The 21,459-nt window shown below is 55.6% G+C and carries 14 protein-coding genes; 5 read left to right on the forward strand and 9 right to left on the reverse strand.

Annotated features, from left to right (window positions below; translation table 11 throughout):
- Positions 1-275: 275 nt before the first annotated feature.
- From JJB97_RS05015 to fes, 5 genes are all read right to left on the reverse strand, one after another.
- Positions 276-761, reverse strand: coding sequence for a GNAT family N-acetyltransferase (locus JJB97_RS05015; RefSeq protein ID WP_238712919.1), 486 nt, complete (start codon positions 759-761; stop codon positions 276-278).
- On the reverse strand, positions 749-1,015 hold the full coding sequence (locus JJB97_RS05020; protein ID WP_238712920.1) for a type II toxin-antitoxin system TacA family antitoxin: 267 nt from the start codon (positions 1,013-1,015) through the stop codon (positions 749-751). The genes JJB97_RS05015 and JJB97_RS05020 overlap by 13 nt, the downstream gene beginning before the upstream one ends.
- A 554-nt stretch (positions 1,016-1,569) precedes the next feature.
- Positions 1,570-5,502: an enterobactin synthase subunit F gene (locus JJB97_RS05025; protein ID WP_317980894.1), complete on the reverse strand. Its 3,933-nt coding sequence runs from the start codon at positions 5,500-5,502 to the stop codon at positions 1,570-1,572.
- An 8-nt stretch (positions 5,503-5,510) separates the two neighbouring features.
- Positions 5,511-5,726: an MbtH family protein gene (locus tag JJB97_RS05030; protein WP_238712921.1), complete on the reverse strand. Its 216-nt coding sequence runs from the start codon at positions 5,724-5,726 to the stop codon at positions 5,511-5,513.
- Between the two features lie 48 nt (positions 5,727-5,774).
- Positions 5,775-6,995 (reverse strand): enterochelin esterase, encoded by a 1,221-nt coding sequence (gene fes, locus JJB97_RS05035; protein WP_263457870.1) that lies wholly within the window; start codon positions 6,993-6,995, stop codon positions 5,775-5,777.
- Positions 6,996-7,271: 276 nt separating this feature from the next.
- Here fes and JJB97_RS05040 point away from each other — a divergent pair, with 276 nt between their 5' ends.
- Together JJB97_RS05040 and JJB97_RS05045 are read left to right on the forward strand one after the other, a co-directional pair.
- Positions 7,272-9,533 (forward strand): TonB-dependent siderophore receptor, encoded by a 2,262-nt coding sequence (locus tag JJB97_RS05040; RefSeq protein WP_238712922.1) that lies wholly within the window; start codon positions 7,272-7,274, stop codon positions 9,531-9,533.
- Positions 9,534-10,118: 585 nt separating this feature from the next.
- On the forward strand, positions 10,119-11,252 hold the full coding sequence (locus JJB97_RS05045) for a YbdK family carboxylate-amine ligase (protein ID WP_238712924.1): 1,134 nt from the start codon (positions 10,119-10,121) through the stop codon (positions 11,250-11,252).
- Positions 11,253-11,293: 41 nt separating this feature from the next.
- Here the strand turns inward: JJB97_RS05045 and JJB97_RS05050 are convergent, their stop codons facing one another.
- A complete protein-coding gene (locus JJB97_RS05050; protein ID WP_238712927.1) occupies positions 11,294-11,818 on the reverse strand; it encodes a helix-turn-helix transcriptional regulator in 525 nt (174 codons plus the stop codon).
- Between the two features lie 1,062 nt (positions 11,819-12,880).
- Here JJB97_RS05050 and fdnG point away from each other — a divergent pair.
- From fdnG to fdnI, 3 genes are read left to right on the forward strand one after another with little or no spacing between them, the layout of a single operon-like run.
- Positions 12,881-15,928, forward strand: coding sequence for a formate dehydrogenase-N subunit alpha (gene fdnG, locus JJB97_RS05055; RefSeq protein WP_238712929.1), 3,048 nt, complete (start codon positions 12,881-12,883; stop codon positions 15,926-15,928).
- Positions 15,929-15,940: 12 nt separating this feature from the next.
- Positions 15,941-16,828, forward strand: a complete 888-nt coding sequence (fdxH, locus tag JJB97_RS05060; protein ID WP_238712931.1) for a formate dehydrogenase subunit beta — start codon at positions 15,941-15,943, stop codon at positions 16,826-16,828.
- Positions 16,821-17,486 carry a formate dehydrogenase-N subunit gamma gene (gene fdnI / locus JJB97_RS05065; protein WP_238712933.1) on the forward strand — a complete coding sequence of 222 codons (666 nt, stop codon included), beginning with the start codon at positions 16,821-16,823 and terminating at the stop codon, positions 17,484-17,486. The genes fdxH and fdnI overlap by 8 nt, the downstream gene beginning before the upstream one ends.
- 223 nt (positions 17,487-17,709) lie before the next feature.
- Here the strand turns inward: fdnI and JJB97_RS05070 are convergent, their stop codons facing one another.
- From JJB97_RS05070 to JJB97_RS05080, 3 genes are all read right to left on the reverse strand, one after another.
- Positions 17,710-18,066, reverse strand: a complete 357-nt coding sequence (locus JJB97_RS05070; RefSeq protein WP_238712935.1) for a DUF1971 domain-containing protein — start codon at positions 18,064-18,066, stop codon at positions 17,710-17,712.
- Between the two features lie 321 nt (positions 18,067-18,387).
- Positions 18,388-20,589: a fimbria/pilus outer membrane usher protein gene (locus tag JJB97_RS05075; protein ID WP_238712937.1), complete on the reverse strand. Its 2,202-nt coding sequence runs from the start codon at positions 20,587-20,589 to the stop codon at positions 18,388-18,390.
- Between the two features lie 91 nt (positions 20,590-20,680).
- Complete coding sequence (locus JJB97_RS05080) at positions 20,681-21,109, reverse strand: DUF1090 family protein (RefSeq protein ID WP_238712939.1); 429 nt, start codon at positions 21,107-21,109, stop codon at positions 20,681-20,683.
- Positions 21,110-21,459 lie beyond the last annotated feature (350 nt).

Genomic DNA, 21,459 nt, shown 5'->3' on the forward strand with positions numbered 1-21,459 from the left:
TGAGAGTGTTCTGGCCCCAAAAAGTTGATCAGATTAACCGGGGCATCAGTTAAAGAGTCCATATAATACACGGGCGCTTTTTTATTCTGGCTATACCTAAATAACATTTTCCGCAATCGGATCATTCATTTCGTTGCTTTCTTACATCACGCGGATTCCTGTCTCATCAATATTTTGTTCGTCGTATTCTTTCCTGAAGGATTCCTACTGATTTAATCTTATACGTACTATCAAATTATCGCTTATGGCGATTTGAACGTAACAGTCTTTGCGTTCTATTGAGGGAGCCTCAGGAACAATGTTCGCTGCTGAGTTTGTGATGATTTGAGACCATGATGAATGTAGAAATTTTTGGCTTCTTCGGTAAGCGCATGAACCATGATTGCACGTACACCAATATTCCCGGCAACCCGATAGCAACGAAGCACTGCATCATGAAGTAAATCGGCACCAAGCCCTTTTCCATGGAATGAGAGATCGACAGCAAGACGGGCAAGTATAAAGACAGGGATGGGATCTGGCATGTTACGCCGAAGATTACCTGTCGCTTCTGTATGGTTGACGCTGCCGGTGGCCAGAGAGTAAAAACCGACTACTTGCTTCGCGTCTTTCTTGCGCACAACAAATGTTCTGGCCGCTCCGGGAGCCGGGTTTTTGAGGCCCTTTTGCTTCAACCAGTCATCGAGCACAGCCTCACCGCTGACGAACTCAGCCACCTGATGAAAAGCGGACAAAGGTTCTGGTGCTGTTACACGTCCCACTGAGGTTTCCTTGCCAGCAGTTTTTCGATAACGGGATCGTCTGCGACCGGCGCATCAAGCGTATCGATGAACTTCGCAAATTGCTCATCGTTAAAGTTAAATACACGGCGGTCAAGGATCACATTCTCGGCAGCCTTACAGGCCATTTCCAGAATGAAATCTGTACGTGACTTGTGAAGGATTTCCGCAGCTTCATCAATAAGCGCCCGCTGCGATTCCTTAGCTCTAAGGTTAAGTTGAACAACTGATTTCATGAGACACACCATGTATAGCAAATGCTATACATCAAGTCGTCGTTTTTCATTTTTTTGAATACTGATGTCCGCTTTGTGCCAGAAGCGGACCTTTATTTGTAAAAGAACTGAGTTATCTTTGACAAGCCTGCTCTTATCAAGCTGAATCAGGCGGCCAAATTCAGTAAACCACTATAAGTCCAACTAAATGGGTGCAGCGTAATAGTATTGCGAGCCGACCTACCTGAGCAGAAAGGCCCCTTCGCCAGAGAGCGATATATAAAAGCTGGGGAATAGAGTAATAACGAAAAGGGCAAAAACGACATTTTGCCCTTGTTGAAAATATCAGCCGAAACCGTTCGTTACGGTAGCTTATCGATAACCTCAACGCCATGCAGAACATGGCGTGAGACTGCTGACAACCCCCATCCTGTCGCAGACAGGATGGAGGAAATTCAATAAAAAATAACGAAAATCAATGCATTGTTTTTCGCCTGCTTACCACGAAGAAGGAAAAAACCCGTTTTTTCCTTCTTTGTCAACAAACTGACGCCATGCAGAACATGGCGTTTTATTTACCGAAGCGCTAACAGCCGCTGGAGTACTGGCCCGATAGTCGTGAATGCTTGCGGCGCAATAATATCCACATGCGCGCAGTCCACCGGATAAATATCCAGCGCCTGCGTCCAGGCCGCCCACGCATCGCGTGGGGACAGCCCCGGCATCATCGTGCGTTCGGCCACAAACAGCGTCGCCTTTCCGGCAAAGCGCACGCTACGCGCGGTAGACAACAGCCGCACTGCGTCGCCGTAATTACCCTCAATCGCCGAAAACAGCGCATCGGAGCCCATTTCCTGTTGGGCGGCGAGAAAAGCTTCACGCTCGCGCGCAATCTCCGCCAGCACAGCAGGCTCCAGCGCATTGGCCCCTTTCTCCTGCCAGTTCTGGGTTTCCGGCGGCCAGGTATCAAGCAATCCAAGAAAAGCGACCTCCTCCCCTGCTTCGCACAGACGGGCGGCCACGGCCTGCGCAAGCGTACCGCCCAGCGAATACCCCATCAGATAATAAGGCCCGTGCGGCTGTCGTTCGCGCAACGTCGCCAGATGGCTGTCCGCCACCTGCGCCAGGTTTTTTGCCTGCTGCATTGGCCCTTCCGGTCGCGGCGACTGCAGACCCATCACCGACCAGCGCGGATCGAGCCAGCGCGTCAGCACGCTAAACTGCCAGGCGAATCCCGATGCCGGATGAAAACACCACAGCGTCGGCCCTTCACTCCGGCGCAGCGGCAGCACAGCTTCAAACCCGGCGCGGTTCACGCTCGTCTCATCCTGCTGCTCCAGCGCGGCCGCCAGGCCGGCAACCGTAGACGCCACCATGACTTGCCCAACAGTGACGGGACGCCGGAGCCGGTTACGCAGCTCTGCCGCCAGGCGCATCGCCAACAGCGAATGGCCGCCGAGCGCAAAGAAATCATCCTGCGCGGAGCGAATCTCACAGCCAAGCAGGCCCGTAAAGGCGTTCGCAATAACCGTTTCCAGTCCCGGCAACGGCGCGCGGCCTGCCGGGCGCGCCGCCGGCTGCGGGCGCGGCAACCGCTTGCGATCCAGCTTGCCGTTGGCGCTCAGCGGGAAGCTATCCATCTGCACCAGCGCCACCGGCACCATATGCGCCGGTAGCTGCGCCAGCAGCCTTTCACGCAGCGCTGTCGCATCCAACTCCGCCCCGGAGGCCGACACCAGATAGCCGACCAGTTGACGCGCATCGCCGCCGCCCGCCGCGCCGTCATTAAGCACGCAGGCCGCCGCCACCGACTGCGCAACGTCCGGTAATCCCTGCATTGCGCGCTCAATCTCGCCCAGCTCAATACGCTGGCCGCGAATCTTTAACTGATCGTCGCTGCGCCCAAGGTATTCCACCGCGCCATTGTCCAGCCAGCGCGCCACATCGCCTGTGCGGTACATGCGCGCGCCAGGGACAACCGGATCGGCAATAAAGCGGCTGGCGGTCAAATCGGGCCGCGACAGATACCCCTGCGCCAACTGCACGCCGGTAAGATAAAGATCCCCCGCCACCCCTGGCGGCACCGGCTGCATAGCGCCGTCAAGGATACGCAACCCTGTGTTCCATACCGGCCAGCCGACAGGCACGCTACTGCCCTCAACGGCAGCCAGGTGTTGACCAAAAGCCGGATACCAACTCACGTCCACCGCCGCTTCCGTAGGACCGTAGAGGTTATGCAACGGCGTACCGACAATCCGCTTCCACTGACGGCATAAATCGGCAGGCAACGCCTCGCCGCTACAAAATACGCGCCGCAGGCTCACACAACCGGCGGCGCTTCGCCCATCGGCAAGCGCCGCCACAAACGCGGCCAGCATCGACGGCACAAAATGCGTGGTGGTCACTTTCCAGCGACTGAAAAGCTGCAAAAGCGCCTGTGGGTCGCGGTGCGCCTGCGGCGGCGCCATAACCAGCCGTGCGCCCGCCATCAGCGGCCAGAAAAATTCCCATACCGAGACGTCAAAACTGCACGGCGTTTTCTGCAATACCACATCGTCTGCGCTCAGCGGGTAATGATTTTGCATCCACAGCAGGCGGTTGACGATAGCCTCCTGCCCTACCATGACGCCTTTTGGTCTGCCGGTGGAGCCGGAGGTAAAAATCACATAGGCCGTGTGCGCCGGGCGCGACAGGTCTTCAGCCTCGTGCGACACGCGGCCCGCCAGCGGGGCCGTCAGGCACAGCGCCGCCATATTCGTCACGCCGGTAAAACGGGCAAGCTGTTCATCAGTTGTGATAATCAGCCTCGGCGCGGCATCTTCAAGCATCATACGCAGCCTGTCATCCGGGTAACCGGTATCAAGCGGCAGCCAGGCCGCGCCCGTCTCTACTATCGCCTGTAGCGCCAGCGACAGGAATACCGAGCGCGGCAGCGCGACGGCCACAATGTCGCCCGGCTTCACGCCGCGCGATTTTAGCTGCTGCGCCAGCAGCAGTACCTGTTGACGCATATCACGATAGCTGAACTGCCAGCTATCATCCGCCAGCGCGGGCGCATCCGGCGTCAGTTTCGCCTGTTGAGCGATAATGCCGCTCAGCGTCTGCGCGGCCAGCGGCTTGCGCGTTGCATTCACCCGGTTAATGAGCGCAACTTCATCATCATGAAGTAAATCCGCCTGCTGGCACGTCAGCGTCGGATCGTCGGCAAACTGTTTTAACAGGCGCGGCAGGCGGCTGATATGTTTCGCCAGCGCGTCAGCCTCATAGCGTTCACTGTTGGCAAGCACGTCCATCGCCAGCTCGCCTTGTTCGCCGGGATAGAGCGCAATCTCCAGATCGCGCACCGGGCCAGAAGCAAGCTGATGCGTAATGCCATTAACGCCGTTGAAGTCGAGGCGGTAGTCGAACATTTTGATATTGATAACCGGACCGAACAGCGGCTCGCCATCGGCCACATGGCCAAGATCGCGCTGTACCTGCTCGGCATCATAGCGCTGGTGGCGGCGCAGCGTTTTCATCTGTCGCGCCTGTTGCGCCGCCAGTTCAACGAGCGTCGCCTGCGCCGGTATACGCACCGCCCAGGGCAATACGTTGAGTACCGGGCCTGCGGCGCACAGCGCCGTTGAGCCGAGGCGGCGCATAAAAATAAAGCCTGCTGCGTATTGCGTGCGGTTAGCAAGGCGGCCCAGCCACAGCGAAGTCAGCGCCAGCGCCATATCTGCCGCGCTCAGGCGCTGCGGTTGCCCATGCGCCGTCAGCCGCTGAAAATCACCGCTATCGAAGGTCAACGACTGGCGAATTAACCGCGTGGTCGCGCCCTGCCCGCTCAGCGGCTTATCGGACACAGACGCTGGCGGCGGCAGCTCACGCGCCTGCTGATGCCAGAATTCGGCGTCACGCAGCCAGACAGGCGTCGCCTGATAATGGGTGTACTCCTTTACCACGTCGCTAAAGGGCGTAAAAGGCGATGCTGGCGGCTGTTCACCGCGGCACAACGCAGTGTAGAGACTGGCGATATGGCGCGTAATCGCGGTAAAGCTGAAACCGTCCACAGCAATATGATGATAACGCTGGTACCAGTACCAGCGGCGCTCGCCAATGCGCAGCAACGCATGGTGATACAGCGGCTTACCGCTACTTATTCGTAAATCCTGCTCAAGATCCTGGCGCATATGCGCCAGCGCGGCGCTAACAGGACTGGCGGCGTCGCGCAGGTCAAGCATATCCGGCGAACTGAACGTTAATGACGCATCCACCCACTGCACCGGTACGCCATCATCGCGTTCGGTAAAGCGCATGCGTAACGTATCAACGTCGTTCATTCCGGCCACAATCGCCTGACTCAACCGGGCAATATCCACCTCGCCGTTGAGTTCAACGTAGTGCGCCACGCTCCACGCATTGGCCTGCGCCGACAGCCGATCCGCCATCCATATGCCCGGCTGCGCCGCGACCAGCGGCAACGCTGTTCCGGGAGCTACGGGGATAACCACTTCTGATTCACTCACAACGCACCTCACTGCAAACGATCGGAAACAAAATGAGCGGGCTGAATGGTCTGCCAGTGCGCCTCAAGCCACCGGCGGCATGCTTCCTGATCCTGCGGGCCGGTTACCGTCCGCCAGCCAGGCGGCAGCGCACAGTGCGCGGGCCAAAGGCTGTACTGCATTACATCGTTAACCAGTATAAAAAACCGCCCCTGCGGATCGTCGAAGGGATTGCTGTAATCCATGCTTTACTCCTGTCGAATAACGCGTCGCCAGAGACGGCGCCCAAAAGTTTATGGCGCGGGAACATCAGCCCAGAGCGCTATCAGCCCATCAAGCAGTCCACCGCGCCAGCACAGCGCGTCATGTCCGCCTTCTACCTGACGCCACAAAAGCCTGTGCCGCCCGTGCCGGAGTAGAGGCACCAGCCGCTGGTGCGCGCGGAAAATAAGCGGTTCACGAATGCCCGCCTCCATAAATATGTTCACGGGCTGCTTTCCGACAAGACCCGCCAGCATAAGCTCCTCAAGCCGCCCCGGCGCGTTGCCGTCAGCGCGATTCGGCCACCAACAGGAAGCCGACTGGCTTAGCGCGCAGCCAAAGCGCTCAGGCCAGGTCAGCGCGGCATACAGCGCCGCCAAACCGCCAAAACTCTGCCCGGCCACGACAGTCGTTGATGGGTGCTCGCGCCAGACGACATGCTCGCGTAACAGGGGCAGCAGCTCATCATGTACCGCAAGCCAGAATTCATCGTTGCAAGGCAGCTCCACGGCACGATGTTCGCGGTCAATCGCATCAATCAGTACGTAAACCGCAGGCGGCAGCGCGCCTGCGTTGGTCTGCGCCTGTAAGGCAGGCCATACCGGCATACTTTCAGCCCAGAACTGGCCATCGAGAAGGAGCGCCAGCGGTCGCTGTTGCGGGTCTTGTTCGCCGGTGGAAAATATCCATATTCGGCGGCGGTTTTGCAGACGCTGACTCTGCCAGGTGATGCACAGCGGCGCGGCCGCCGCGGGGTGTCTGGCTTCCCAACCCGGCTGAACCGGGGCATCCGGCAGGTGTAACGCGCAGCCCGGATGGTCGCGCCCGCCGCGCCAACTGTGCGGGTTGAACGGATCGGCCACCGCATGCGGCAGCAAACGGCTCCAGCTCTCGCGCAACGCCTGCATATCCGGCGCGGCGCAACTTGCCTGCGGCGCAAAATCGTTTTCACTGGATGAGGGGATAAAACAGTAACTGCCGCGCCAGGTTGAAGGCAATTGCGTACTCCACTGCCAGACATCGGTACCGGGCACGCGCTCCAGGCTCACCGGCTGCGAACACAGGTGATGATCGGTAACCCCGGTAATATATATCCAGACGCGACGCACGCTGGAAGTGCGGGCGCAACCGCCCGGATCGCGCCAGTAAAACGTCACAGCACAACGGTCTGGCGAAAGGCGTGTCACTGCCGGCACGCCCTGCTGCTGTACAACTTGCCACCAGCCTTGCATCCCTGGCTGCAATTCACTCAATTTCACCGAGTTAACCCCATGTAAAGTAAGTAAAATTAGTTACACATCAAAATTTAAAGATAATATTATTGATAATTATTTTCATTTGCAATAGCGTATTTACCGCTGGCTCGCAGCCATTTCGCGACGGACTGAATAATAAAAACGCTGACGCCATCCAGGGCGCATCGGCAGAAGTTCGCGTTTCTAAATATTTTTGACATCATGCCGCTCCTTTCGGTGGGATTTCATGAAGAAAGGCGCGGCGAAGAAAAACCAGGCAGGACACCATCCAAAATGAACAAAAAGATTCCGTATTCGCTCGCCATGCTTATTAACATCGGGATATATGGCGGTTCGCTGCCGGCTATGGCGGCTGAACAGCCCGCAAATGCGGGCGAACAGAGCAACGCAGGAGACGAAGCGGCTACCCCCCACCATGAAGACACAATGGTCGTGTCCGCCGCCGTGCAAAATCTTCAGGCGCCGGGCGTTTCCACCATCACCGCCGATGAGATCCGCAAACGCCCGCCCGCTCGCGACGTCTCTGAAATAATCCGCACCATGCCTGGCGTCAACCTTACCGGCAACGCCACCAGCGGCCAGCGCGGCAATAACCGCCAGATTGATATTCGCGGTATGGGACCGGAAAATACCCTGATTCTGATTGACGGCAAGCCCGTAACCAGCCGCAACGCCATTCGCCTGGGCTGGCGCGGCGAGCGCGATACGCGCGGCGACACCAGTTGGGTGCCGCCGGAAATGATAGAGCGTATCGACGTCATTCGCGGCCCGGCGGCGGCACGCTACGGCAACGGCGCGGCGGGCGGCGTGGTGAACATCATCACTAAACGCAGCGACAAAACCTGGCACGGCAGTTGGGATGCTTATTTCAACGCGCCGGAACACAAGGCCGAAGGCGCAACAAAGCGCACCAATTTTAGCCTTACCGGGCCGCTGGGCGGCGACGTCAGTTTCCGCCTGTGGGGCAACCTGGATAAAACCCAGGCCGATTCGCAATATATCAATGCGAATCACCGCTCCGAACGCACCGGCATTTATGCCGATACCCTTCCCGCCGGTCGCGAAGGCGTGGTGAATAAGAGCATCAACGGCCAGGCGCGCTGGGACTTCGCCCCCATGCAAAGCCTGGAGTTTGAAACCGGCTATAATCGCCAGGGCAACCTCTACGCCGGGGATACCCAGAACACCAACACCAGCGATCTGGTGAAGAAGAAGTATGGAGCTGAAACGAACCGGACGTACCGTCAGACCTATGCCCTGACCTGGAACGGCGGCTGGGATAACGGCGTGACCAGCAACACCTGGGCGCAATACGTACACACCCGCAACTCACGTATCGGCGAAGGGCTGGCGGGCGGTACCGAAGGGCTATTCTCCAGCGACAAATTTGTGGATATCGATCTGAGCGATGTCATGCTCCACAGCGAGGTGAACGTTCCATTCGATCTGCTGGTCAACCAGACTCTGACGCTGGGCGCCGAGTGGAACCAGCAAAAGATGAAGGACAACGCCTCCAATACGCAGGCGCTGACGGGCGGTCCGGTAAACGGCGCCGCCAGCACGGGCCGCAGCCCTTACTCACAGGCGGAGATCTTCTCTTTGTTCGCCGAAGACAATATGGCGCTGACTGACAGCACCATGCTGACGCCGGCGCTACGCTTCGATCGCCATAGCATTGTGGGCAACAACTGGAGCCCGTCTTTAAACCTGACCCAGGGGCTGAACGACGATCTGACGCTGAAAATGGGGATAGCCCGCGCCTATAAAGCGCCAAATCTCTATCAGACCAACCCAAATTATATTCTCTACAGCAAAGGCCAGGGCTGCTATGCCAGCGGCGGGGCCTGTTATCTACAGGGGAATGATAACCTCAACGCTGAAACCAGCATTAACAAAGAAATAGGGCTTGAGTTTAAGCGTGACGACTGGCTGGCGGGCGTGACCTGGTTTCGTAATGACTACCGCGACAAAATTGAAGCGGGATACTCGCCGCTCTCGTCTAACAACGCCGGTACCGACATCTACAAATGGGAAAACGTCCCAAAAGCCGTGGTGGAAGGGCTGGAAGGCACGCTAAACGTGCCGGTTAGCGATACCGTAACCTGGAGCAACAACCTGACCTGGATGCTGCAGAGTAAAAATAAAGAGACCGGCGATCGCCTGTCGATTATTCCGAAGTACACGCTAAACTCCACGTTAAGCTGGCAGGTACGCGGCGATCTATCCGTGCAGAGCACCCTGACCTGGTATGGCAAACAGCAGCCGAAACGCTACAACTATAAGGGCCAGCCGGTATCCGGCAGCGAGCTAAACGAGGTCAGCCCGTACAGTATTGTGGGCCTGAGCGCGACCTGGGAGGCGACGAATAACGTCAGCCTGACGGCAGGCGTGGACAATGTATTCGATAAGCGCCACTGGCGTGAAGGCAACGCCCAGACAACCGGCGGCGATAAGGGCTATATGTACGGCGCAGGGGCCGCCACCTATAACGAGGCTGGCCGCACCTGGTATATGAGCCTCAATACCCACTTCTGATAATCGCGCAAGTAAAGCCTACACGATACCGGCCCGCGCTCTGCGGGTCGGTATAATGGTATCTGACAGCAAATAGTCGCCGGTTTGCAAGCTAAGCCCCCGGCTGTCGGCGTAACGCCAGGCAGCTAAGCCTGCTGTGATTAACGTTTCCTGTTAATGCAAATAAACCATACCTGGAAACTGCTGACAAACCCCATCCTGTCGCAGACAGAATGGATGAAATACAATAAAAAATAAGGAAAATCGACATATTGATTTTCATCCAATCGCCACATAGAGGACAAAACCACGCTTTTGTCCTCTTTGTCATTAATCTGACCTGTTTTCTTTTTTCCATGCCGCAATCCGCCTGGCGCGCGCCATGATCCCGCCCGAGCGCTCAGGCTATCGATCGTGCGCAACCAATTGAAACAAATAATTAACACACCGTGAATTTAACATGATACGTTCCCGGTAATTTTTGCTGTTCTGCGGCGCGCAAAGCAAAGCGCTGCGCGATGGATTGGGTCAGTGAAAGCAATACCGTGAATAACGGTATAGAAAAGGGCGTTTATACTTACCGGTAAACCGCAGGAGGATACCGCCATGCCACTCCCCGCTTTTACCGCCTCCGCGCCCTTTACGCTGGGTATTGAGCTGGAGCTTCAGGTTGTCAGCCCCCCCGCCTGCGATCTCAGTCAGGACTCTTCGCGCCTTATCGCCGCCTGTCAGGGCTACGCTGCGCGCGGCGAGATAAAACATGATATTACCGAGAGCATGCTGGAGATTGCCTGCGGCGTTTGTCATCACCTGGAAGAGGCCCGCCAGCAGCTACAGCGCTTATCAGATATCGCCTGCGCCTGCGCCAGGGAGCACCGGCTTGCCATTTGCGGCGGCGGCACCCACCCCTTTCAGAAATGGCAGCGACAGCAGGTATGCGACAGCCCGCGCTACGCGCGCCACCGCGAGCTTTTTGCTTATCTGGTGCAGCAGGCCACGGTCTTCGGCCAGCATGTACACATCGGCTGCGCAAACGGCGACGATGCCATATGGCTGGTGCACGCGCTGGGCCGCTATGTACCGCATTTCATCGCGCTTTCCGCCTCGTCTCCGTGGCTACAGGGGGTGGATACCGGCTTTGCTTCATCACGCCTGAATCTGTTTTGCGCCTTTCCGGATAACGGTCATGCGCCGTTTAGCCGAAGCTGGCGCGCGTTTTGCGCCATCTATCAGCGTCTGGAGAACACCGGGATGGTGGACGGGATAAAGGATCTACACTGGGATATTCGGCCCAGCCCACACTTCGGCACCGTGGAAGTAAGGTTGATGGATACGCCGCTGAGGCTGTCGCAGGCGCTGAACCTTGCCGGCTACATTCAGGCGCTGGCCTGCTGGCTGCTGACAGAGCGCCCATTCACCCCCGGCTCGCAGGACTATTTGCTGTACGCATGGAATCGCTTTCAGGCCTGTCGTTATGGGTTGGGAGGGGTATTTACCGATGTGCGCAGCGGCGAACAGCGCCCAATCGGAAAGGATATTCTGGAAACGCTGGCGCATTTACAGCGCTATGCGAAGCCGTTCGGCAGCGCCAGGTCGCTTGAGGCCGTGCGCCGGCAGGTTACGCGCGGCGACAGCGACGCCCTGCGCATTCGCAAATTTATGGGCCAAAGCGCCACGCTCTCAGAACTCATCCGGGAGCATTGCCGCCTGTGGGAACTACCCACGCAGGAATATGGCTGACAGGGCAGGCAACGGCGCACAGCCCATCGGCGCGCCAGCCATCAGGCCACGGGCGAGCTGTGCAGTAGCTCAATAAGCTGGATATGAGATTTACAGCCCGTTTTCTCCATGATTAACCGCTTGTAATGGCTGACCGTTTTTTCAGAACGCTGAATCTGACGGGCAATATCGCTGGGCGCCATGCCTTTTTGCAGATAGCGCAAAATTTCCTCTTCACGGCGGCTGAACAGGCTGGCAGGTTTCTCCATATAAACCTCATGGTCACGCAACGCCGCCTGCTGTCGTGTGTTCTGGCGTAGAAAATCAATAAGTTCTTCAGGACGACAGCGCGCCGGTACTTCCGTAATATTCAACTGCGGATAATGGAATTTTACAAACCTTCGGATATCCGCATCGGCCATCAGATAAATCAGATCGTAGCGGCCGTTAGCCGTGCTGATTTGATGAAAATCCTGCGGCGCCAGCGTTTCAAGCGCCAGGCCCTGGAAATGCACATCAGAAAAGGTTTTTTTCAGCCCACAGGCCAGGTAACTATCACGTGTAACAAGATAGAGCGCCTTGCGCATCTTCTTTGCTCCCTTCGGTAACTACAAATCCTGCAATATCGCGAATTCCGTTCATTTCCATTCGCAAAACGTAGTCTGCGCGTTACGCCACGCGAGCCTGGTTTTTTCACCGCTGCGACAGCGCATTGCACAACCCTTAAAAGGATAAGTAAGAAAACAGTTTCAGCCATGTGGATCGCACATAAAGATCAATTTGAACACGATTCAGTCGGGCATTACCTTAACCCATTTGTTTAAAAACGCTAAACATTCAGCGGTTTAGATTTGCTGAGAAAGTGAGAGGATGCGTTGTATTTTTTTCGAATGCGGCAGGACGTGAAACGGATATTTTTTCTTGTGCGGCCGTTTTGGATGAAACACGCCGCAGCGGGCGCATGCGTTAGCGCAGGAAAGCAACCATTACTGCACAGCCGTTTTTTGCTCGCGCCGCGCCCCGAAGAATGGCGCTGCAATGAGCAAAAGCGGCGTTATTTGTCATTTCGCAGGCAGGTACATACAAAAGCAGCGTTGTGTAAATTAATTTCCGCAGCGCGCCTGTTGAAAAAACATACACAGAATTAATTTAATACAATAACGCGTTAATAGCATACCTGGTTAAATAACACTCAAATTAGTCAACAAACTGAAATATTATTTACAAACAGAAATGCATTAACCCCACTGATATAATTTTCACTCCCATCCAGTTAAGCTAACTGAAATAAAAGCAATTACACCAAAACAGACGCAGCAAAACTACAAAGCTAAGATTTTAATCTTAAATAAAACTAATATTTTAGGAGAAATAAAACCCTTAATTCCAGGAAAAGTAAAAAGATGTAACGATAACCTGTTAAATAACAACATATTTTGTGCGGATGTTTTTTAAGCAAACCTATGATTTATTTTGCAATTATTATGAACAACGCGACCAGTTGCTGATAATTATAAATTATTTTGTCGCTACTCAATTAGGGGTAAATATACAGCTAACTCCCGGAGTTTTGATTTCGCGCAACATACTTTCGGTGACGATTGCTATTTTCGCCGCCATGTCATGCCATAAATATAAAAGAGGATGCAATGAACGTCAGTCGCAGACAGTTTTTTAAAATCTGCGCCGGCGGAATGGCAGGAACAACAGTAGCGGTTCTCGGATTTTCACCTAAAATGGCGCTTGCAGAAGCTCGTAATTATAAATTACTGCGCGCCAAAGAGACTCGTAATACTTGTACCTACTGTTCCGTAGGATGCGGTCTGTTAATGTATAGCATGGGCGATGGCTCAAAAAACGCGAAATCATCTATTTTCCATATTGAAGGCGATCCGGATCACCCGGTCAGCCGCGGCGCGCTTTGCCCTAAAGGGGCGGGCCTGCTTGATTATGTACACAGCGATAACCGCCTGCGTTATCCGGAGTATCGCGCGCCAGGCTCTGATAAATGGCAGCGCATTTCCTGGGATGAGGCCTTCAGGCGCATCGCGCGTCTGATGAAAGACGATCGCGACGCCAATTTTATTGAAACCAACGACCAGGGCGTGACGGTCAACCGCTGGCTCACTACCGGGATGCTCTGCGCCTCGGCCGCCAGCAATGAAACCGGCATGCTGACCCAGAAATTTGCCCGCTCGCTCGGTATGCTGGCAGTGGACAACCAGGCGCGCGTCTGACACGGACCTACGGTAGCAAGTCTTGCTCCAACATTTGGTCGCGGCGCCATGACCAACCACTGGGTTGACATCAAAAACGCCAACGTTGTCGTTGTTATGGGCGGTAACGCGGCAGAAGCGCACCCTGTGGGCTTCCGCTGGGCGATGGAAGCCAAAAATAACAACGATGCCACGCTTATCGTGGTAGACCCGCGTTTTACCCGCACCGCATCGGTGGCGGATATTTACGCGCCAATACGCTCCGGTACCGACATCACTTTCCTGTCGGGCGTGCTGCTGTATCTGATTAACAACAATAAGATCAACGCCGAATACGTTAAGCACTACACCAATGCTTCACTGCTGGTGCGCGATGACTTTAGCTTTGAAGATGGCCTGTTCAGCGGTTACGACGCCGACAAGCGTCAGTACGATAAAACCAGTTGGAACTACCAGCTTGATGAGAACGGGCACGCGCTGCGCGACATGACCCTGACCCACCCGCGCTGCGTCTGGAACCTGCTGAAGCACCACGTCAGCCGCTATACGCCGGATGTGGTGGAAAATATCTGCGGTACGCCGAAGGCGGATTTCCTGAAAGTGTGCGAAGTGCTGGCTTCCACCAGCGCCGCCGACCGCACTACAACGTTCCTGTATGCGCTGGGCTGGACGCAGCACACCGTGGGCGCGCAAAACATCCGCACGATGGCCATGATTCAGCTACTGCTCGGCAACATGGGCATGGCGGGCGGCGGCGTAAACGCGCTGCGCGGCCACTCCAATATTCAGGGGCTAACCGATCTGGGCCTGCTGTCAACCAGCCTGCCCGGCTACCTGACGCTGCCGCAGGACCACCATCACAGCCTGGAAAGCTATATGGCGGCCAATACGCCGAAGGCGCTGCTGCCAGGCCAGGTGAACTACTGGAGCAACTATCCAAAGTTCTTCGTCAGCCTGATGAAAACTTTCTACGGCAACGCCGCTACGCAGGAAAACAACTGGGGTTACGACTGGCTGCCTAAGTGGGATCAGGCCTACGACGTACTGAAGTATTTCGACATGATGGATCGTGGGCAAGTAAACGGCTATTTCTGCCAGGGCTTTAACCCGGTCGCCTCGTTCCCGGATAAAAACAAAGTTGTCGCCTCGCTCAGCAAGCTGAAATATATGGTGGTCGTTGACCCGCTGGTCACGGAAACATCCAACTTCTGGCAAAACCACGGCGAGATGAACGATGTCGATCCGTCAACGATCCAAACGGAAGTTTTCCGCCTGCCGTCCACCTGCTTTGCCGAAGAAGACGGCTCTATCGCCAACTCCGGACGCTGGCTACAGTGGCACTGGAAAGGGGCAGACGCCCCAGGCGAAGCCATCAACGACGGCCAGATCCTCGCCGGGCTGTATGATGAACTACGCAGGCTCTACCGCGAAGAAGGCGGTAAAGGCGCTCAACCGCTGATGAAGATGCGCTGGGACTATAAACAGCCCCACGAACCGGAATCAGAGGAAGTGGCCAAAGAAAACAACGGCTATGCGCTCGCCGATCTGTATGACGCCCACGGTACGCTGCTGGTGAAGAAAGGCGAACTGCTTAGCTCCTTTGCTCAACTACGCGACGACGGGAGCACATCGGCAGGTTGCTGGATCTATACCGGCTGTTGGACAAGCAAGGGTAACCAAATGGCGAATCGCGACAACGCCGATCCATCCGGGCTGGGTAATACGCTGGGCTGGAGCTGGGCATGGCCGCTCAACCGCCGCGTGCTTTATAACCGCGCTTCCGCCGACCCGCAGGGTAAACCGTGGGATAAGCGCCGCGTGCTGATCGAATGGAACGGCACACAGTGGGTCGGCAACGATGTGCCGGACTACAACACCGCCGCGCCGGAGCAGAACGCAGGGCCGTTCATTATGCAACAGGAGGGCCTTGGCCGTCTGTTCGCCCTGAATAAACTGGCGGAAGGCCCGTTCCCGGAACACTACGAACCGATAGAAACGCCCATTGGCACTAACCCGCTGCACCCGAACGTGGTGTCCAGCCCGGTAGCGCGCATGTTCAAGGCAGACGCGGCGCGTATTGGCAACAGCAAGGAATTCCCGTACGTCGGCACCACCTATCGTTTAACCGAGCATTTCCACACCTGGACCAAGCACGCGCGGCTTAACGCTATCGCTCAGCCGGAGCAGTTTGTGGAGATCAGCGAAACGCTGGCGAAGTCAAAAGGCATCAGCAACGGCGACAGCGTGAAGGTTAGCAGCAAGCGCGGCTTCATTCGCGCCAAAGCCGTTGTCAGCCGACGCATCAAAACGCTGAACGTAAACGGTCAGCAGGTTGAAACCGTGGGCATTCCGCTGCACTGGGGCTTTGAAGGCAAGACGCAAAAGGGCTATCTGGCCAATACGCTGACGCCGTCCGTGGGCGATGCGAACTCGCAAACCCCGGAATACAAAGCGTTTCTTGTCAACATCGAGAAGGCGTAAGGGAGCGAACCTGTGTCAATGCAATCACAAGACATTATTAAACGTTCGGCGACCAACGGCCTGACGCCGCCTCCGCAGGCGCGCGATTATAAGGATGAGGTCGCCAAGCTCATTGACGTCTCTACCTGTATCGGCTGCAAGGCCTGCCAGGTAGCGTGTTCTGAGTGGAACGATATTCGCGACGATGTGGGCCACTGTGTGGGGGTGTACGACAACCCCACCGATCTCAGCGCCAAATCCTGGACGGTCATGCGCTTTAGCGAAACCGAGCAGAACGGCAAGCTGGAGTGGCTCATCCGCAAGGATGGCTGTATGCACTGCGAGGATCCGGGCTGCCTGAAGGCGTGCCCGTCCGCCGGCGCGATTATCCAGTATGCCAACGGTATCGTGGATTTTCAGTCCGAACACTGCATCGGCTGCGGCTACTGTATCGCGGGCTGTCCGTTCAACGTGCCGCGTCTGAATCCGCAGGATAACCGCGTGTATAAATGCACGCTGTGCGTGGATCGCGTCAGCGTCGGTCAGGAGCCAGCATGTGTGAAAACCTGCCCGACGGGCGCCATCCATTTCGGCACTAAAAAAGAGATGCTGGAGCTGGGCGAGCAGCGCGTGGAGAAGCTCAGGCAGCGCGGCTACGTCAACGCCGGCGTGTACAACCCGCAGGGCGTGGGCGGCACGCACGTAATGTACGTGCTGCATCACGCCGATCAGGCCAACCTGTACCACAACCTGCCGCAGGATCCGAAAATCGACATACCGGTCAATTTGTGGAAAGGCATTCTCAAACCGCTGTCCGCCGCAGGCTTTATCGCCACCTTTGCCGGCCTGATCTTCCACTACGTGGGGGTTGGGCCAAATAAGGAAGTGGATGACGAGGGAGAGGAGGAACACCATGACTAAGAAACAAAGTAAGACAATTGTCCGAACTAAATTTCTGGATCGGGCCTGCCACTGGACGGTGGTTATCTGTTTCTTTCTGGTGTCGCTGTCCGGTATTGCGCTGTTTTTCCCAACCCTGAAGTGGCTGACTGAAACCTTTGGTACGCCGCAGATGGGCCGCATCCTGCATCCGTTTTTCGGCGTGCTGATCTTCGTGGCGCTGATGTTTATGTTTGCGCGCTTTGTGAAGCACAACATTCCGGATCGCAAGGACTGGCCGTGGGTAAAAAACATTGTTGAAGTGCTCAAAGGCAACGAGCACAAAGTGGCCGACGTGGGCAAATATAACGCCGGTCAGAAAATGATGTTCTGGACAATCATGAGCATGATTTTCGTGCTGCTGGTAACCGGCGTCATTATCTGGCGCCCGTACTTCGCCCACCTTTTCCCGATAACGCTGGTGCGCTGGAGCCTGTTGATTCACGCCACAACGGCCATCATCCTGATTCACGCCATCCTGATTCATATGTATATGGCGTTCTGGGTGAAAGGATCGATTAAGGGTATGATCGAAGGCAAAGTAAGCCGCCGCTGGGCGAAGAAACACCATCCGCGCTGGTATCGCAAGGTGGAAGCCAACGAGGCTAAAGCCGAAGCGCGGGGTGAAAAAAACGTCTGAGTAAGCCACTAAAAAGCCGCTAATAATTCACCGGCTGAAACCGTTGCCAGGCGCCGGGCCGGGCAACGTCGGCCCGCAAACTCAGAAAATAAACAAACTCAATCAATAAATTGATTTTGGTTTGGTAGCGCCGGGGAGGACAAAAATACGTTTTTGTCCTCCCTGTTATCAGTTTGCGCCGGTAATTTCATGGCCAACCGTGCTGTACAGGGCGCTGCGGCGTTTATTGATGCGGGGTATGCACAACCTGACGAAACCCTTCCCCCTCCAGCGTTTCATCCGGGTCGGCAAAGAAATCAATATTAAATACTGTGTCGTCGGTTAGCAGTTCAATACGGTGCCAGTACTGCGGCGGACTGATGCCAAACTGTCCGGCGTTAATAACCACGCTCATTTCAGGCTCACTCGCCTGCTCATCTTTAAAGCCATAATATTTGACCGCCCCCTCCATGACCGACAGGCGGCCATACACCCCTTTTTTGGTGTTGTGATGCGTTAATAACGCCTGAGGCACGGTTTCTTTATTCCAGAATGGCGTAGAGCGGGTGTGGCGGAAATGAGCCGGAATTTTAGCAGCCATAATCAGTACCTCATTATTTATAAAAGAATCAGTATAGTTATAGCAAAAGCAATGCCACCTTTCTTACACTTTGTTTTTAAATGATTTTTTAAGCCCAACGCAGTAAAGAAAGTCATTTTGACACCATCATAAAGCGTCATAATGACCTGCGCATTGTCATTATGACTTTCAGAAGGCATTAAAGTGACACGCCGGGAAAGACAAGCCGCTGCAGCTCGCCCTGCCCGGCTTGTAACGCAGATAACCAGAACATGCCAGGCCAGTATCGCGCTTTACGCAGAGCAATAAAACGGGAAGGCCGCTGCCACAGCGCCTGCGCCGCTACTCCTCGTTATCGTCATTATCATCATTATCGTCGTTATCGCCATTGTCATCCTTATCGGTTTTCTTATCTTTATCCTTACCTTTGTCCTTCTCTTTCTGCGGCGGATCAAACCTCAACCGCACGATAGCGCCATCGGTCGGCACCGCTTCCAGCTCGTCGTTATCAAAATGCATCTCTTCGGGCAGCGCATAGGTGTCCATCGTAACGCGGTTAACGCGCCAGGGCGTCATGTAGCTGACAAGCAGCTCGCCTTCACGGTTAGTTGTAGAGCCAAACTGGTTGTAGAAACCCACGCCGGGCGTATTGGGCACCTCCACCAGCGCGGACGTGCTGCCAAGCGTTTGTCCCAGCGTTACGCCGCCGCCGTGCACCAGAACGCTACCGCTGGTATCGGCATGCCAGTCACGCCTGCCGCCGCCGCGCGTGGTGCTGACGTTAAGCTGACCGGCGTTGTACTGCCAGCCAAGGCTCGCATTCAGTTCATCCGTGCTGTGTACAACATGTTTTGCCGTCACGTCATAGCGCAGGTTATTATCTTCGCCTGCCGAGCCGTAGATATTCATGCCGTGGCTGCTTTCGCCGCGGCTGGCCAGTTCCGAGAGGTAACCTACGTTGGTTACCCGGCTGCCGAACGCAAATGGAATACTGACGTTGATGCCGAGCGTTGTTTGCGTAGGGTAGTTTCTGGCGCGCTCATAACCGCCATACAGGCTGATATCCACATCGCGCCAGTTGGTGTTGACGCTGAGCGTCAGCGAATCGCTGTTGCCGGTATACCGACGGCCCCTGGTGCGCTCCCAGATCAGACTTACGCTTGAGTCTTCGCCAAAGTTCTGGTTAATTTCCACCTGGCCCTTTAGCGCCCTGAGCGTGGTGTCATCGTCCCAGTCGCTTTTCAGCGCCGCCTCGCGGCTGATTTTCTCCTCCAGCGAACGGTATTTACTGCCGTCTGGATACCACTGTAGCTGCGCGGTCAGGTTGGTTTCCGTGCTCAGAAACGCCTTTGCATAGCGAAGCCGCCATACGGCGCCGTCCAGGTTTTGCGCATTCTGGCGATAGCGCGCCGTGCTGACATCCATTGAAAGCGCGCCAAAGGCGCCAAGGTTTCCCCCCATGCCCACGACCTGCCCCAGATAGCGCACCCCCTGCTGGAACCCGGCAAACAGCGTTAGCCCCGGCCATGCCCCCCACGACAGCGTGGTTTGCCAGAAGCGCTCTTTATCCATCTCGATACCGTGCCAGGGTTTAAAACGCCCGACCACGACCTCGTAGTCCACTTTGTTGTGCTGCATCAGATTGGGCATGATGCTGTAAGGCAACGTTCGGGTACGTTCGGTACCGTCGCTCTCCTGAATCGTCAATTCCAGGTTTCCCTGATCGTCCGGCGGATAGAAATCCCGGATAATGAACGGCCCCGGCGGCACGTGGATACGGTACACGCGCTCGCCGTTCTGGCTAATGGACACTTCCGCCTCGCTACGCGCATAGCCGTTAATCCACGGATTATACGGACGCCAGCGGTCGGGAAACATGGCCTGGTCGCTGGCTAACCGAACGCCGCGATAGGCCATTGAATCAAACATATTCGATGAGGTGTAGTCATCACCCAGCGTTAAACGCGAGCGCAACGCGCGCACGCTACGCCACAGCGAGTAACCGTTACTATAAGAGCCGTGTTCGCCGCTTTTTTCACGCCACAGGGTGTTCTGATAGCGCAGACGCCAGGCGCCCACGTTAAGCCCGCTTTCCAGCGCCAGGTTGGCGTCGGTGCCGGTTGTATCCCAACTGTAATGCGCATTGGTACGGTTTACGTCAAGCCGGTAATTCATAAAAAACGCGTTAATGCCGTCATCCCAGCGGCTGGTGCTCACGCCATTTTGCTGGGCGTTAAGCGCCGCATCCGGAAACAGCAGCGTCAGTAACTGCGCCTGCGGGCGGTACCAGTATTGCAGGTGAAAATGCTGCATTGTTTCCTGCGTAAGACAGCCTTTAACATCCCATTCCAGCCGCTCAAGCAGCGGCGTGATAACGCCCCATTCCTCCATTAACGGGCGTGTCAGGCAGGGAAAATCGTTGTCAATATCAAGGGTAATAGCGCCTTTCCAGGCGTTATTAAGAATAACCTGAGTTTTAGCCAAAGCATTAACAGGTATAGCTGCCAGCAAAGCCAGCATAAGGGGGGAGTATCGAAGCGTCATTGTGGTTTGGCGCGCAATAAATAGAAAGCGGCGGGGAAAGGTTTCCCTTACCCCGCTCGTTCAGGCAATTAACTATATTGCCCCTTAAGGCTTACTTTTTCAGTGCAGCCAGTTCAGCGCGCGCCTGGTTCAGGTCCTGCTGAATTTCACGCAGGTCAGCCTGCTTCTCGGCCAGCTTTTTCTTATATTTAGCAATTTTCTTGGCATCGCCTTTTCTCTGCGCTTCACGCAGATCCGCCTGAACGTCAGCGATGTCTTCACGCTTCTCAGCCAGTTTCTTCTCCAGCTTGGTCACATCTTTCTGCGCGTCAGCCAGTACGCTGCTGTTGGTGCAGTGCGCTTTCACTTCCGCCAGCGCTTTTTTCAGGCCAGCAACTTTATAGGTATTGCCATACTGCTGCGCGATGCGGATTTCTTTTTCCAGCGCAGAAGCTTTAGAAGCGCAGCTTTCAGCAGCCTGTGCTGAAGCCATTGCGCCGATTGAAGCGATGACAGCCAGAGCGGTGATTAATTTTTTCATAGTCTTTCTCCATTTTATTATTCTGAGCCGTGAAGCGGCCAATGCGCCTCCCGTCTCTCCTCGGATAAAGAATAACGCGCCTGAGCGGGTAATTGCGATACCCTTTCTTCCCCATTGCGCTGTAGGACGTTCTGCGGTATCTGTAGTCCAGGCATTTATTCTTCTGACAACGCCCATTTCGGACATCTGCGCAAACACGCCCGTGCTTTCCCCCATGGGCAAGCCAGACAAAAACCCGGCAGGCTTAGCTATTTCTGATGACGCGTTCCTGCTAAGCCGCCCCAAAAGCTGGCGACGACGTCAGCAGTGAACATCAGCAAAACCGGCGTACGGTGGAAATGCCGGGGCAA

The sequence above is a fragment of the Tenebrionibacter intestinalis genome, from assembly GCF_016632365.1.
GTDB lineage: Bacteria > Pseudomonadota > Gammaproteobacteria > Enterobacterales > Enterobacteriaceae > Tenebrionibacter > Tenebrionibacter intestinalis.